We start from the raw sequence: 14,904 nt of genomic DNA on the forward strand, positions 1-14,904 counted from the left end.
CCGGTCAGGGTTGATCAGCGTGAACGCCGTCGAGCGCGGCCGTCTTAGTCTCCCGCCGTGATCAACCGGAAGCGGCGGAGCTGATCGCGGGCGTCGACCAACGCGTCGTGGGCATCGGGCGACCGCGGGGGCATCCGGGGGCTGCCCCGGTCTTCCCAGAGTTGCCGCAGCTCGCGGGTGAAACGCGGGATGGCCCGCGGCAGGTCCGGCATCGGGCCCCACAACTGGCACAGGGCGACGTGGTCGTAGGCCGCCACCCACGCCCACAGTTCGATCGGCTCAGCGGCCGCCCGCCCGGAATTGACGCCGAAGAACTCCTCCAGGTCCTCGCGGATCCGCCTGCGTGAGCGCCACACCTGCGACGCCGGGGGCGGCAGCTTGGGCAGCACGTTGGCGCGCACCCACGGGCCGGCGCGCTCGGGATCGAATTCCGTGGACACCGCGTAGTACTCGCGGCCGTCCTCGGCGGCCACCCCGATCGAGATGAGCTCGATGGTGCGGCCGTCCTCGATGAATTCGGTGTCGTAGAAGTACCGCACGAAGGGAGATTATCTGCTGATCAGGATCGGACCGGTGGGCGCCGGGGCGGGATGAACCTCGTCGTCCAACCTGGCGTCCACCGCACGTTGATCCGGAAACCGCGGCGTGCCCGCGATGGCGCACTGCAGGTAGAGCTTGGCCCGCACCACCGGGCGGCGCAGCCGCCGTTCGCGCTGCAGCGCGCGGCGCATCTTGTCCGGCTGCGTGGCGTACCGCCAGCGGGCCCAGGGCGCGTGCGGGCGCGACAGCCGGACCGCCCCGATCACCAGCAAGATGACCAGGAACATGCCCAGCAGGCCGGTCCAGACCTTGCCCTTGAGCACCACCACGACGGCCAGCGGCAGCGTCAACGCCATGGCGCCCCCCACCACGGCGCGCAGCGCCCACGAGTTGGCGTCGTGCCAGATCGGCAGGAAGAACATCAGCGGGTGCAGGCCCATCATCAGCAGCCCGGCCACCGCGACCGCGGCAAAGACCGCATCGACCGAGGTGCGGCCGTCCTCGGACCAGTAGACGTCGGACAGGTGCAGGATCAACGCGTACTCGTCGAGGACCAGGGCGGCCCCGATCCCGAAAAACGTGGCGGCCATCATGAACTGGGGCTCGTGCCCGTCGATCGACAGGGTCACCAGCGTCAGCCCGGAGAGCAACGTGAGGACCACCCCGAACGTGACGTGGTGGATGTGCACTCCCCCGACGTGGACGTTGCGCGGGTGCCACCACTTGGTGGGCCGGCCGTTTTCGACGCGGTGCCGGATCAACCGCACGAACGTCCGCGTGACGAAAAACGTCAGGATGAAGGCCACCAGGCAGCACAACAGTGGCAGGTGGCCCCGGTCGTGAATGTCATGTTCGAACCATCGGGACATCTCGTCCACGAACGAGTGGAGCACCCTTGAAACCTACGCCTCCCCGCGCCGCGGCCGTGGGAGCCGCGCTGCACCAGGGGTGTCCGGGCGCGGGCACCCATTACGCTGTTGTGCGACATGAGTACACGGCAGGCGCCCGGGGCGGGCTTCTCAGGTAAGCGTGCCCCCGGGCGGGCGCTGGTGTGGGGCGCGGCTTGGCTGGCGGCCGCGGCGGGGCTGGGTTACGCGGCGTGGCAGCTGTTCGGGCACATCCCGTATCGCATCGACATCGACGTCTATCAGATGGGCGCCCGGGCCTGGATGGACGGCCGCCCGCTGTACCGCGGCGACGTGTTGTTCCACACGCCGATCGTCGATCTGCCGTTCACCTATCCGCCGCTGGCCGCCATCGTGTTCTGCCCGTTCGCCTGGATGCACATGCCGGCCGCCAGTGTCGCGATCACCGCCCTGACGCTGGTTTTGCTGGTCGTGTCGACCGTGATCGTGCTGACCCGGCTCGACGTCTGGAGCGCGTCGGCCGTGCTGCCCGGCCCGGCCTGGCTGCGCCGGTGGTGGCTGGCCGTCGTCGCCGCCGCGGCCGCGACGGTCTGGCTGGAACCCATCAGCTCGAACTTCGCCTTCGGCCAGATCAACGTGGTGCTGATGACGCTGGTGATCGCTGACTGCGTGCCGCGCCGCACGCCGTGGCCGCGCGGGCTGCTGCTGGGGGTGGGCATGGCGCTGAAGCTGACGCCGGCGGTTTTCCTGCTCTATTTCCTGCTGCGCCGCGATCACCGTGCGGCGTTGACCGCGCTGGCCTCGTTCGCTGGGGCGACGCTGCTGGGTTTCGTGCTGGCCTGGAACGACTCCTGGGAGTACTGGACGCACACCGTGCATCACACCGACCGGATCGGTTCGGCGTCGTTGAACACCGACCAGAACATCGCCGGCGCCCTGGCCCGGCTGGGGCTGGGACAGCAGGAGCGCTTCCTGCTGTGGGTGGCGGCGTCCCTGCTCGTGCTGGCGGCGACGGTGTGGGCGATGCGCCGGGTGCTGCGCGCCGGCGAGCCCACGCTCGCGCTGGTCTGCGTCGCCTTGTTCGGGCTGGTGGTCTCGCCGGTGTCGTGGTCGCACCACTGGGTGTGGGTGCTGCCCGCGGTGCTGGTGACGGCCGTCTTGGGCTGGCGGCGCCGCAACGCACTGCTGATGGTCGTCAGCGCCGTGGGGGTGGCGCTGATGAGGTGGACGCCGATCGACCTGCTGCCCAAGCATCACGAGGCGAGCGCGGTGTGGTGGCGCCAACTCGCCGGGATGTCGTACGTGTGGTGGGCGCTGGCGGTCATCGTCGCGGCCGGCGTCACCGTGACCGCCCGCGGCGTTTCGCGGGAGGCCGCGCCGGAGCCGCTGGCGCCGGCTACCGCCGTCGGTTAACCGGCCGCGGTCTCGGGAATCCGCGCGGCCTCACCGTCGGCCGCGTCACCGCCCTTTTTCAGGCTGGCCGCGTAGATGTCGACGTATTCCTGCCCGGACAGCCCCATCAGCTCGTAGATCACCTCGTCGGTGACGGCCCGCTCGATGAAGCGGTTGCCGGCCAGCCCGTCGAAGCGCGAGAAGTCCATCGGCTTGCCGAAGCGAACCGTGACCCGGCCGAACCGCAACATGTTGGTCCCGGGCGGGTTGACGACGTTGGTGCCGATCATCGCGACCGGGATCACCGGGACCCCGGTCTGCAGGGCCAGCCGCGCCAGCCCCGTCTTGCCCTTGTAGAGCCGGCCGTCCGGGGACCGCGTGCCTTCGGGATACATGCCCAGCAGCTTGCCCTCACCCAGCACCTGTTGCGCGGTGGTCAGCGCGGCCCGGGCGCTGTCGGCGTCGGTCCGGTCGATCGGCACCTGCCCGACGGCGGTGAAGAACCACCGCTGGAACCACCCCTTCAAACCGGTGCCGGTGAAATATTCCGACTTGGCCAGGAAGGTGATTCGGCGCCGCACCACCAGCGGAAGATAGAAGCTGTCCATCACGGCCAGGTGATTGCTTGCCAGTATCGCCGGCCCGGAGCTCGGAACGTGTTCTAGGCCTTCAACTTTCGGCCGCCCCAGCAGTGACAGCAACGGGCCGAGGAGCACGTACTTGAATAGCCAGTACCACATGGCCCTCCCTCTCGGCTACACCCCGCTGATGTACTGCGCCAACTGTACCTATCCCCACGGGAAGGGACCACCTGCGACGCAGCGCCCTCACTCGTCCAGCGTGACGGGGATGGGCTGATAACGCGTCCGCGGGGCGGCGTCGCCGCTGTCGGCCGCGCCGCCGGGCGGACCGTCGGGCGGCGGTTCCGGCGTCGGGCGCGACGCCCGGTCGATGTCGTCGACGATGTCACGGATCACCTGAAGCAGGGCGATGCTGTGGTCGGCGATCGCGGTGAGCAAGGGGTGCTGGTCGCCGGTCGCCAGCGCGGCCAGGGCGCACACCGGGCACCACACCTGCTGACACTTGCCCGTTCCCGGTCCGGCGCCGGCCGTCAGCGCCGCGGCCGCGCGCACCGCGGGGTCGATGCCGTCCAGGATCGTCTGGGCGAGCCTGCGCAGCTCCGGACCGATTTCGGGATGAGCCCCACTCACTTAGGCCACACCTCCGGATCTGGTCGAAAACGCACCGTCAGCTCACTACCCCGCAGGCGCGCGTCCAGCACGATGCAGCGCCGAAGCACCGACGCCAGCCTCACCCTGCGCCGCAATCCGCCGGCGCTGATGATGAGGTCGTCGTCGACCCGCCCGAGGGTCAGCGCCGACGCATCGAGTTGCGGCAACGCTAGCCGCATCCGGTAGACGGACCCAAGTCCCGTCCCGGATTCGAGGTCGACGACGGGCCGCAACGGGCCCGGCGGCGCGGTGCCTCCCCGGCGGCGGGCGGCGTCGAGCAGCGCGCCCAGCGCCTTGGCGCCGATCGGCTCGCCGGACAGGTGTGGGGTCATCACGAGGGCCACCTCACCGATGGTGGCGTCGAGCTCGTCGAGCACACTGCGCTGCTCGGCGATGCGTTCGGTGTACCAGTAGAAGGCCGGGTGCTCGGGCAGGTTGCGGTACTCGTATGAGTCGTCTTGCGGCAGAACCTGATTCACGATCAGCTCTTCGACGCGCACGCCCATCAACGCCAGCGACCCCAGGGTGCGGGCCGCCTCCGCGGCGACCACCCGCTCGGGGGTCAACACCAGATGCGCACTGACCAGCTCGCCGTCGGTGAGCAGCGCGCCGAGCGTCTCCACGCTCGCGCTGATGCGCTCGAGCAGCTCGACCACCGCCGCCGAGCGGCCATCGTCGGCGGTGACGGACAGCCGGCGATGCCGCGGCCACGCCCGCTCGACGTACAGCCCGAAGGTGGCGGGCAAGGTCAACATCCGCAACGCGTCCGCGGTCGACGCGCAATCGACCACCACGCGGTCCCATCGTCCCGAGCCGGCCAGCTCACCGACGGCGTAGAGACCGAGCACCTCCTGGACACCGGGTAACGCCGAAAGCTCTTCGGGCGCAATGGTGCTCAATTCGGAGTCGGGGAACCGCCGGTCCAACGTGGCGACGGCCTCACGCCAACGGACCTCGAGCAGGGCAAGGGTGTCCAAGGCCAGCGCATCGAGAAATCCGCCGCCGGCCTCCGCGTCATCGGCGAGCACCCGCACCAGTTCGTCCTGGCTGGGTGGGATGGGGGTGCCCAGCACATCACCCAGCGAGTGCGCCTGGTCGGTGGACACCACCAGCACCCGCTGTCCCGCGCTCGCAGAACTGACCGCGGTGGCGCAAGCCAGGGTGGATTTCCCTACCCCGCCTTTCCCAACGAAGAGACTGATCCGGGCCGGGGCGGGCGCAGCCGTCTCACTCAGCCTCGACTCGTTTCTTCAGATCCTTCAACGCCGTGTCGGTCAGACGACGCTCGGCCTTGCGCTTGAGCAGGCCGATCATCGGCATGGCCAGGTCGACGGAGAGTTCGTAGGTGACCTCGGTGCCAGATCCCTTGGGCGCCAACCGATATGAGCCCTCAAGGGAACGCAGCAGCGAGCTCGAGACCAGCGTCCAGCTCACCGATTGGCGATCCTTGGGCCATTGGTAGGACATGACCATGGTGTCCTTGAGGACGGTGGCGTCCATGACGATCCGCGCCACCTTCGGGTAGCCGTCGGCGTCCTTCTCCTGAACCTCGGCTTCCTTGTACTCCGAGATCCACTGCGGGTAGGAATCGATGTCCGCGATCACCCGCATCACGGTGCCCGGGTCGGCGTCGATGTAGATGGTTTGCGTCGTCTTCTCCGCCACCTGGTTGCTGCCCTCTCTCCCGCGAGCGGATGGGTCCCGGCTGCTCCGAACCGGCCGTGCGGGGACCCCCGTGGGTCTCGGTCCGAAACGGTACTCTCCGCGCGGACCCGACCCGGCTAAACTACCGGAGAAACTCCGACCGGACGTGACCGTTCCAGTGTCGTCTTGACCTCGAAGGCCATTTTCTTGCCCGCCACTCGGCGGCGGTGTGTCATTTTCGCCAGATTCAGCTTGGCCAGCTGCCAGGCCGCCACGCCGGTGGGCTCGGCGTGCAGGAAGTAGTGCAGCACCACCCCGTCCAGCGACGGTTCCAGCCAGACCTCCATGGTCCCCGTCAACGCGCCGGTGACCGACCACCGGATGCCCTTGTCGGCGCGATCCTCGACGACCTGCAGCCGCAGGTCCGGCCACCAGCGGCGCCAACTCGCCCGATCAGCGACCGCGGCGCCCACCCGTGCGCCGTCGGCGGCGACAAACGTCTCATCCGCGATCTGGATGCTGTTCATGCCCACAGCTTCACACACCCGCGTGCGGCGGGCGTCGGGGTCCCGGCCGCACGGACTGTGGCCGTGCAGGCTCGATGCTCGGATTAGGCTGGTCGACAGCAACCCGGGCTGCCGGGAAACGTCACGAGGTCAATTGAGGTCATAAGAGTGCGTGAGTACAGCGTCCCCGCCCGCTTTCCGGTCGACGATGACGACAACATCGCGGCGATGGTCTTCGAGCACGAGCGCGATGACCCGAACTTTGTCATCTACCAACGCCAGGTCGACGGCGAGTGGACCGACGTCACCTGCGCCGAGGCCGCCGGTCAGATCCGCTCTGCCGCACTGGGTTTGATCGCCCTGGGGGTGCAGGCGGGCGACCGGGTGTCGATCTTCTGTGCCACCTGCTACGAATGGGCGATCCTCGACCTGGCCATCCTGGCGGTCGGTGGGGTCACGGTGCCGATCTATGAGACGTCGTCGGCCGAACAGGTGCGCTGGGTGCTGCAGGACTCCGAGGCGGTGCTGGCCTTCGCCGAAACCGACGAGCACGCGGCGATGGTCACCGAGCTGACCGCCGAACTGCCCGCCCTGCGCCGGGTGCTGCACATCAACGGGTCGGGCCCCAAGGCGCTCGACCAGCTCGTCGAGGCCGGCGAGTCGGTGGAACCGGCCGAGCTCACCGCACGCCTGGAGGGCCTGCGGGCCGCGGACCCCGCGACGCTCATCTACACCTCGGGCACCACCGGGCGGCCCAAGGGCTGCCAGCTGACGCACTCCAACCTGCTGTACGAGACCCGCGGCGCCAAGGAGAGCCTGCCGACGCTGCTCGATGAGGGCCAGCGGCTGCTGATCTTCCTGCCCCTGGCCCACGTGCTGGCGCGCTCGCTGACCCTGTCCGCGTTCGCCAACAAGGTGACCGTCGGATTCACCAGCGACATCAAGAACCTGCTGCCGATGTTCGCGGTGTTCAAACCGACGGTGGTGGTGTCGGTTCCGCGGGTGTTCGAGAAGGTTTACAACACGGCGGAGCAAAACGCCGCCAACGACGGCAAGGGGCGCATCTTCGCCATGGCCGTGCAAACCGCCGTCGACTGGAGCGAGGCCTCCGACGGGGGCCGGCGGGGGCCGGTGCTGCGCGCCAAGCATGCGCTGTTCGACCGGCTGGTGTACCGCAAGCTGCGCGCGGCGCTGGGCGGCGACTGCCACGCGTCCGTGTCGGGCGGGGCGCCGCTGGGGTCGCGGCTGGGGCACTTCTACCGGGGCGTCGGCCTGACCATCCATGAGGGCTACGGCCTGACCGAGACCAGCTCCGCGATCACGGTCAACCAGGTCGGCAACGTCAAGATCGGCACGGTCGGAACGTTGTTGCCCGGCAACAGCATGCGCATCGCCGAGGACGGCGAGCTGCTGGTGCGCGGCGGCGTGGTGTTCAGCGGCTACTGGCGCAACGAGCAGGCCACCGCCGACGCGTTCACCGACGGCTGGTTCAAGACCGGCGACCTTGGTGTGCTCGACGACGACGGGTTCCTGAAGATCACCGGGCGCAAGAAGGAGATCATCGTTACCGCGGGCGGCAAGAACGTCGCCCCCGCCGTGCTGGAGGACCGGCTGCGGGCCCATCCGCTGATCAGCCAGGCCATGGTCGTCGGCGACGCCAAGCCGTTCGTCGGCGCGCTGATCACCATTGATCCCGAGGCGTTCGACGGCTGGAAACAGCGCAACCAGAAGGGATCCGGCGCGTCGGTGGCCGATCTGGCCACCGATCCCGACCTCGTCGCCGAGGTGGACGCGGCCATCAAGGACGCGAATCAGGCGGTGTCGCACGCCGAGTCGATCCGCAAGTTCCGCATCCTGCCCGTCGACTTCACCGAGGACACCGGGGAATTGACGCCGACGATGAAGGTCAAGCGCAACGTCGTGGCCGAGAAGTTCGCCTCCGACATCGAGGCCATCTACGAAAAGGACTGACCGCGCGCACCGCTAGCCGAGCAGCCCGGCCAGCCGTGTCGCCAGGGTGTCCCAGCGCCACTGGGCCGTCACCCAGTCGCGCCCGGCCGCGCCCATCGCGGCCGCCCGGTCCCGATCCGTCAGCAACTCGGTGACGGCGTCGGCGATCTCGGTCACCGAGCAACCGTCGACGACGAGCCCGGTTTCGTTGTGCCGCACGGTTTCCGGGGCTCCCCCGGACTTTCCGGCGACGACGGGCACGCCACTCGCGGAGGCCTCCAGGAAGACGATGCCCAGTCCCTCGACGTCCAGTCCGGCGCCGCGGGTGCGGCAGGGCATCGCGAACACGTCCGCCAGCGCGTGATGCGTGGGCAGTTCGGCGGCCGGCACGCCGCCGGTGAAGATCACGTCGTCGGCCACCCCACAGTCGCGGGCCAGCGTCCGCAGTGATTCCAGGTAGGGTCCGCCGCCGACGATGACCAGGGCGGCCCCGTCGACGCGTCGCCGGATCGAGGGCAGCGCCTTGATGAGCATGTCCTGGCCCTTGCGGGGCACCAGCCGAGACACGCACACCACCGTGGGCCGCTCGCCCAACCCGTAGCGCCGACGCAACGCGGCACGCCCGGCGGGATCGGGCCGGAACTTGTCGGTGTCCACCCCGGACGGCAGGTATTCCAGCGAAGCCTTGGGCCCGAAGGCGGGTGCGAACCGGGACCGCGTGTAGCGGCTGACGAACGTGACGATGTCGGTGTCGTCGCCGATGCGCCGCAGCACGGACCGCGCGACCGGCAGCATCGACCAGCCGACCTCGTGGCCGTGCGTGCTGGCCACCACCCGCTTCGCCCCCGCGCCCCGCGCTCGCCGGGCCAGCAGCGCCAGCGGCGCGGCCGCCCCGAACCAGACGGTCTCGATGCCGTCGTCGGCGATCAGCCGCCGCATCCGGGCGTCGACCGCCCGGCCGGGCAGCATCAGGGTGCCCGGATCGCGCACCACGCGGTAGCCGGCCGCCTCGTCGTAGGCATCGGAGCCCTTCCAGTGCGGCGCGTACACCGTCACCGAATGCGACCCGGCCTCGACGAGTCGGCCGACGAACTCACCGAGGTACGACTGGATGCCGCCCGGGCGGGGCGGAAAGTCGTTGGTTACCAGCAGGACCCGACTCACCTGCGACAGGCTAGCGTGGCGGCGGCGCCGTGCGTGCACACGGCCCGGTGCGTCGTTAGTGGGTCAGCCACTGGCGCCAGGCGGTGAGCAGGCCCGCCTCGCTGGTGTCCAGCACGTCGTGGGCGGCGGTCGCCATGTCGGCGCGCCTGAGGCCGCAGGTCGCCAGGTAGAGATCGTGCAGCTTCGGCGCCCCGAAGGTGTCGGCCACGAACCGGGCGAACCACCAGGCGCGGTCATAGGCCAGCGAGCGCGGCGCCCCCGGCACATCCAGGTCGGCGTCCGACGGCAGCGTCATGGGCAGCAACCCCTCCTTGGGCACCGGCGTCGGGGGGCGGCCGACGAAGTCGGCGACGCCCTCGGTGAGCCAGCGGGGCGCGTCGGCAACGGTGTCCGCGCGTGCGGCGTAGTGAAAAAGCTCGTGGGCCAACACGATTCGCAGGGACGCCGCGCTCATGTTGGCCGCACCCGGCGCGAACACGATCCGCTGGCCCAGGGCGACCCGGCGAACGGGATCGATCCGGTCGGAGACCGTCGCGGCGGCGATGTCGGCCCACTGCGCCGCCGGTCCCCCGCCGGCGGCGGCGCGAAATTCCTCGTCGGTGCCGGCCGCGACGATCGAGATTTCCCGTGGCCAGTCGAGGCCCCAGAACGCCTCCACGGCGCCGATCGCGGCGCCCATGTCCGAGGCCACCCGAAACAACAGGCGCTCGCTGGACGGGCCGCCGAGGCCCAGCAGCCCGACGGTGCGGTCGCCGACGACGATCGACTTCGTCGAGGCGCTGGCCTGGCTGCGCGCGGGCGTGATCAGCTGCGGGGGCCGGATCCGGCTGCTGCGTTCGGCGTCGAACGGCACGGCCGCGGCCACGATCAATTCGACGACGAAGACCCAGGCCAGCAGTAGCGGAAGCCGCCGACGCAGCGTGGAGTGTCTAGTAACGGCGGGCGTCGTAGATCGGGCCCGAGGAGTTCATCGGCACGACCTGTACCGGCACACCGTAGGTGGAGGAATGGATCATCATGCCGTCACCGATGTACAGGCCGGCATGCGAGGCGTCGGAGTAGAAGGTGAGCACGTCACCGGGCTGCAGGTCCGACAGCGAAACGGGTTGACCGCCGTGGGCCATCGCCTGGCTGGAGTGCGGCAACGAGATGCCGGCTTGCTGGAACGCCCACATCACCAGTCCGGAGCAGTCGAATCCGCCGGGCGCGGCGCCGCCCCATACGTAGGACGAGCCGACCTGGGTCAGCGCGGCCTGCACGACGGTGGCACGGTCACCGCCGCCGACCCCACCGCCGGGAGCCATACCGGGCATGCCGCCTGGAGGCGGGGCCTCACCCGGCGCCTGCCCGGGTCCTGGGGGTGCCGCTTCCGGCGCCGGGGCACCGGGCGCCGGCGGCGCCGCCGCGGGGACGGCGGCGGGTGCGGGATTGGCCAGCGCGGTGCGCTGGTCGGCGGTCAACGACATGTATTGCGACTTGACCACCGCGATCTGCACCTGCAGCTGACTTTGCTTGGACTGCAAGCTCGCTCGCACCGCGGCGGCCTGCTCGGCCGCGCTCTTGGCGTCGGCGGCGGACTTCGCGGACTCCCGCTCGGCCTTGGCGGCCTGCTCGCCGGCGATGCGGTAGCTCTTCATCTGGCTGGCCATCTGGGTGGCCATCACGCGTTGCACCGCGAGCTTGTCGATCAGCCCCTGGGGCGAACCGGCGGTCAGGATGGCCTGCATGCCGTCGACGCGACCACCCATGTACGCCGCCGCGGCCAGGTTGTTGACGGAGTTCTGGTACGACGCCAGATGGACCTTCGCCGCGTCGACGGCGGCCTGGTCGTCGTTGTGCTTCTTGTCGGCGGCACGCTGGGCGGCCAGCTTGTCATTCAGGTCGAGCTGGGCGCTGTGCATCGCCTCGGTGGTCTGCTCCGCCTGGCGCGACAGCTCGTTGAGTTTTGCCATGGCGTCCTGGGCCGGGTCCGCCCACGAGGGGGCGATCACCACACTGCACAGAATCGCGAAGCCAGCTAGCGTCCCTAGGGCCGAACGTGTCAGGACACGCGCAACCAGGCAACTAGAATCAAGCCTCAAGATTTGCTTCCTTAAACGGCCATCGACGAACACTGGTCGTCGAGCGGGTTTAGGTCTCAAACAGGTTACGAAACGATATCGGCGTTTGTCCAAAGCGGGCGGTTAAGAAATTAGAAAGAATTCTGTCATTTTCATGTGATCCATTCCGCCTGACCGAGGGCCGTTGGCGGACAAGGCATTTACGCTACACCAGATCCGCGGTCCCGACGAATCGGCACCAGACGAAGTCGCGGAGCCAGGCCGACCTCGGCGAGAACCTCCAATGCCGCTTGTTCGTCCTGCAATAAAGTATCCGGGACCCCGAGTATCACGCTGACCACGCAGTCGCGGCATCCGGGTCCGCGCACCGCGCAGTCGTCACAGTCGATCACCACCGGCGCGCCCGGCTCGGGCGGCGGCATGGCGACGTCGGTGGGTCCAGTTCTTGGTGCCATCGGGATCGGTCCTCTCGGTCTGGCTCCGACGAACATCACGCCGGTCTGCCCGAACGGTAACCGCGGGCACCGACATCTCCCCGGGGCCGCGGCGTGGGACGCCGCGGATGTCAGCCGTCGTGCTTAACGTCACCCCCGTGACTGCACGCGGGGCGACTCAGCTGAGCTTCGCCGACGTGGGATCACCCTTCACGCCCGACGAACTCTCGTTGCGCGACACCACCTTCGTCGTGGTGGACCTCGAGACCACCGGCGGACGCACCAAATCCGCCGCGGGAACCGAGCCGGACGCCATCACCGAAATCGGGGCGGTCAAGGTGCGCGGCGGCGTGGTGCTCGGCGAGTTCGCCACGCTGATCGATCCGCAGCGCAGCATCCCGCCCCAGGTCGTGCGGCTGACCGGCATCACCACGGCCATGGTGTCCGACGCGCCGACCATCGACGCCGTGCTGCCGATGTTTTTGGAGTTCGCCCGCTTGGATCAGGGGGCCGTGCTGGTCGCGCACAACGCCGGTTTCGACATCGGCTTCCTGCGGGCCGCCGCGCAGCGGTGCGACATCGCCTGGCCGCGGCCGCAGGTGCTGTGCACGGTGCGGTTGGCCCGCCGGGTGCTCAGCCGCGAGGAGGCGCCCAGCGTGCGGCTGGCGTCGCTGGCGCGGCTGTTCGCCGTCACCACCCAGCCCACCCACCGCGCCCTCGACGACGCACGCGCCACCGTCGACGTGCTGCACGCCCTCATCGAACGCGTGGGCAACCAGGGCGTGCACACCTACGCCGACCTGCGCTCCTATCTGCCCGACGTGGCACCGGCCCAGCGCCGCAAACGCGTGCTCGCCGACGGGCTCCCGCACCGCCCGGGTGTCTATTTGTTCCGCGGGCCGTCGGACGAGGTGCTCTACATCGGCACCGCGGTCGACCTGCGGCGGCGGGTCTTGCAGTACTTCACCGGCGCCGATCCGCGCGGCCGCATGAAGGAGATGGTCACGCTGGCCTGCGCGGTCGACCATGTCGAGTGCGCCCACGCGCTGGAGGCCGGTGTGCGCGAGCTGCGGCTGCTGGCCGCGCACGCCCCGCCGTACAACCGGCGATCCCGGTTCCCGCAGCGCTGGTGGTGGGTGGCGCTGACCGACGAGGCCTTCCCCCGCCTGGCGGTGGTGCGCGCCCCGCGCCACGACCGCGCCGTCGGCCCGTTCCGGGCGCGCGCCGACGCCGCCGACACCGCCGCCCTGCTGTCCCGCTTCACCGGGCTGCGCACCTGCACGAACCGGTTGGGGCGCACGGCATTACACGGACCGCTGTGCGCCGAGGCGGAGGTCTCACCGTGCCCGGCCGCCCGCGACGTCACCGCCACCCAATACGCCGCGGCCGTCGCGCGCATGGCGGCGTTGGTCGACGGCGCGGACAACGTCGCCCTGACGTCCGCCGTGGCCCAGGTCGCCGCCCTCGCCGAGCGGCGTCACTTCGAGAGCGCCGCGCGGCTGCGCGACCGCACCGCCGCCGCGGTCGAGACGCTGTGGCGCGGTCAGCGGCTGCGTGCCCTGGTCGCCCTGCCCGAGCTGGTCGCCGCCGCGCCCGACGGCCAGGGCGGCTATCACCTCGCCGTCATCCGCCACGGCCAACTCGCCGCCGCGGGCAACGCCCCAAGGGGGGTGCCGCCGATGCCGGTCGTCGACGCGATTACCGCTGGGGCACAAGCGATTCTGCCCGCGCCGGCCCCGCTGGGCGGGGCGCTGGTCGAGGAGACCGCGCTGATCGCGCGCTGGCTGGGCGCTCCCGGCGTGCGCATCGTTCGGGTCCAGGCAACCGGGGACGGCGCGGGCTGGGCGTCCCCGCTGCGATCGGCCGGCGGGTGGGCGGCGTGGGCGGAGGCGGCCCGCTCGGCGCGGCTGGCCGCCGAGCAAGCCCTGCGCGATTCAGACCTGCTGGCCGAACCGCACCCAACGCGCGAGCAGCTGTTCGGCCGCGCCGGAGTCGATGGCCTTGCCGGCGCGGGCCAACCCGTCCTCCCACGCCGGCAGCCATTCGGCGCGACTGGATAACCCGGCGTGGGCCACGATCGCGCCGGCGGCGTTGAGGACGACGGCGTCGCGCACCGGGCCCTTGGCGCCGGCCAGCACCGCACGCACCTCCGCGGCGTTGGCCTGCGCGTCGCCGCCCAACAGGTCGTCGAGGTCGGCGCGGGGAAAGCCGAACCCGGCCGGATCGAACGTCAGCCGGTCCACGGTGCCGGCCTGCACCCGCCAGATCGTGCTGGTGGTCGTGGTCGTCAACTCGTCGAGCCCGTCGTCGCCGTGCACCACCAGCACGCTGGAGCGGCGGGCCGCGAACACCCCGGCCATCACCTCGGCCAGGTCGGCGAACGCGCAGCCGATCAATCCGGCCCGGGGCCGGGCCGGATTGGTAAGCGGCCCAAGGAGATTGAACACCGTCGGCACGCCGAGCTCGCGGCGCACCGCGGAAGTGTGCCGGTACGACGGGTGGAACAACGGCGCGAAGCAGAACCCGATGCCGACCTCGGCGAGGCTGCGCGCCACCTCGTCGGGTCCGAAGTCGATGCGGATGTCGAGCGCCTCGAGCGTGTCGGCGCCACCGGACAACGACGAGGCCGCCCGGTTGCCGTGTTTGACCACCGGCACACCCGCGGCCGCCGTCACGATCGCCGCCATCGTGGACAGGTTCACGGTGTTGACGCCGTCGCCGCCGGTTCCGACGATGTCGACGGTGTCCTCGGGCATACCGGAATCGGGCATCGGCAGCGCGTGGCCGAGCATGACCTCGGCCAGCTCGATCACCTCGGCCGACGTGGGCACCTTCACCTGCATCGCCACCGCGAAGGCCGCGATCTGGGCGGCGCTCGCCGCGCCGGTCATGATCTGGTCCATGGCCCAGGCGGCCTGGCCGCGGGTCAGGTCCTGACCGCCCGTCAGCCGGCCCAGCACCCGCGGCCACGACGTCGCGGACCCGCCGGACGGCGAAACCTCAGATGACAAAGCCACGCGCCGATGGTCCCACGAGCACCACAGCGGCCCCAACCGTCGGCCGCGGGCGGCCCGAACACACGCGCGCGCGACGCGCGAGGCATCAAATTGCGCCCC

At 70.3% G+C, this 14,904-nt stretch carries 14 protein-coding genes and 1 pseudogene; 3 read left to right on the forward strand and 12 right to left on the reverse strand.

Going from position 1 to position 14,904, the window contains the following annotated elements; all coding sequences use genetic code 11:
• Positions 1 to 44: 44 nt before the first annotated feature.
• Complete coding sequence (locus QGN30_RS16580) at positions 45 to 539, reverse strand: polyadenylate-specific 3'-exoribonuclease AS (protein ID WP_008256110.1); 495 nt, start codon at positions 537 to 539, stop codon at positions 45 to 47.
• Positions 540 to 548: 9 nt separating this feature from the next.
• Complete coding sequence (locus QGN30_RS16585) at positions 549 to 1,409, reverse strand: hypothetical protein (RefSeq protein ID WP_172417573.1); 861 nt, start codon at positions 1,407 to 1,409, stop codon at positions 549 to 551.
• A gap of 117 nt (positions 1,410 to 1,526) precedes the next feature.
• Here QGN30_RS16585 and QGN30_RS16590 point away from each other — a divergent pair, with 117 nt between their 5' ends.
• Complete coding sequence (locus tag QGN30_RS16590; protein WP_193375232.1) at positions 1,527 to 2,819, forward strand: glycosyltransferase 87 family protein; 1,293 nt, start codon at positions 1,527 to 1,529, stop codon at positions 2,817 to 2,819.
• On the opposite strand, the gene QGN30_RS16595 is transcribed toward QGN30_RS16590, so the two are convergent.
• The 5 genes from QGN30_RS16595 to QGN30_RS16615 form a co-directional block, all read right to left on the reverse strand.
• Positions 2,816 to 3,538 carry a lysophospholipid acyltransferase family protein gene (locus tag QGN30_RS16595; protein WP_008256099.1) on the reverse strand — a complete coding sequence of 241 codons (723 nt, stop codon included), beginning with the start codon at positions 3,536 to 3,538 and terminating at the stop codon, positions 2,816 to 2,818. The genes QGN30_RS16590 and QGN30_RS16595 overlap by 4 nt on opposite strands.
• 87 nt (positions 3,539 to 3,625) lie before the next feature.
• On the reverse strand, positions 3,626 to 4,009 hold the full coding sequence (locus QGN30_RS16600) for a hypothetical protein (protein WP_009953489.1): 384 nt from the start codon (positions 4,007 to 4,009) through the stop codon (positions 3,626 to 3,628).
• Positions 4,006 to 5,265: an ArsA family ATPase gene (locus QGN30_RS16605; protein WP_193375147.1), complete on the reverse strand. Its 1,260-nt coding sequence runs from the start codon at positions 5,263 to 5,265 to the stop codon at positions 4,006 to 4,008. The genes QGN30_RS16600 and QGN30_RS16605 overlap by 4 nt, the downstream gene beginning before the upstream one ends.
• On the reverse strand, positions 5,258 to 5,695 hold the full coding sequence (locus QGN30_RS16610; protein WP_009953491.1) for an SRPBCC family protein: 438 nt from the start codon (positions 5,693 to 5,695) through the stop codon (positions 5,258 to 5,260). The genes QGN30_RS16605 and QGN30_RS16610 overlap by 8 nt, the downstream gene beginning before the upstream one ends.
• Before the next feature lie 116 nt (positions 5,696 to 5,811).
• Positions 5,812 to 6,201, reverse strand: a complete 390-nt coding sequence (locus QGN30_RS16615; protein ID WP_009953492.1) for a hypothetical protein — start codon at positions 6,199 to 6,201, stop codon at positions 5,812 to 5,814.
• A gap of 147 nt (positions 6,202 to 6,348) precedes the next feature.
• On the opposite strand from QGN30_RS16615, the gene QGN30_RS16620 reads away from it, so the two are divergent.
• Positions 6,349 to 8,151, forward strand: coding sequence for an AMP-dependent synthetase/ligase (locus QGN30_RS16620; protein ID WP_008256088.1), 1,803 nt, complete (start codon positions 6,349 to 6,351; stop codon positions 8,149 to 8,151).
• A gap of 12 nt (positions 8,152 to 8,163) precedes the next feature.
• On the opposite strand, the gene pimB is transcribed toward QGN30_RS16620, so the two are convergent.
• The 4 genes from pimB to QGN30_RS16640 form a co-directional block, all read right to left on the reverse strand.
• On the reverse strand, positions 8,164 to 9,294 hold the full coding sequence (gene pimB / locus QGN30_RS16625; protein ID WP_009953493.1) for a GDP-mannose-dependent alpha-(1-6)-phosphatidylinositol monomannoside mannosyltransferase: 1,131 nt from the start codon (positions 9,292 to 9,294) through the stop codon (positions 8,164 to 8,166).
• Between the two features lie 55 nt (positions 9,295 to 9,349).
• Positions 9,350 to 10,165, reverse strand: a complete 816-nt coding sequence (locus tag QGN30_RS16630) for a DUF4157 domain-containing protein (RefSeq protein ID WP_038536032.1) — start codon at positions 10,163 to 10,165, stop codon at positions 9,350 to 9,352.
• Positions 10,166 to 10,223: 58 nt separating this feature from the next.
• Positions 10,224 to 11,375 carry a peptidoglycan hydrolase RipC gene (gene ripC / locus QGN30_RS16635; protein WP_038536030.1) on the reverse strand — a complete coding sequence of 384 codons (1,152 nt, stop codon included), beginning with the start codon at positions 11,373 to 11,375 and terminating at the stop codon, positions 10,224 to 10,226.
• A 179-nt stretch (positions 11,376 to 11,554) separates the two neighbouring features.
• Complete coding sequence (locus QGN30_RS16640; RefSeq protein ID WP_263646885.1) at positions 11,555 to 11,809, reverse strand: hypothetical protein; 255 nt, start codon at positions 11,807 to 11,809, stop codon at positions 11,555 to 11,557.
• A 107-nt stretch (positions 11,810 to 11,916) separates the two neighbouring features.
• Between QGN30_RS16640 and QGN30_RS16645 the strand changes: the two are divergent.
• Positions 11,917 to 13,785, forward strand: a pseudogene (locus QGN30_RS16645) (DEDD exonuclease domain-containing protein); the annotation flags it as partial.
• Here QGN30_RS16645 and trpD read toward each other — a convergent pair.
• Positions 13,723 to 14,805: an anthranilate phosphoribosyltransferase gene (gene trpD / locus QGN30_RS16650; protein WP_050782818.1), complete on the reverse strand. Its 1,083-nt coding sequence runs from the start codon at positions 14,803 to 14,805 to the stop codon at positions 13,723 to 13,725. The pseudogene QGN30_RS16645 and the gene trpD sit on opposite strands and share 63 nt — an antisense overlap.
• Positions 14,806 to 14,904: the final 99 nt, after the last annotated feature.

The organism is Mycobacterium sp. 3-98 (assembly GCF_035918355.1).
Lineage (GTDB): Bacteria > Actinomycetota > Actinomycetes > Mycobacteriales > Mycobacteriaceae > Mycobacterium > Mycobacterium intracellulare.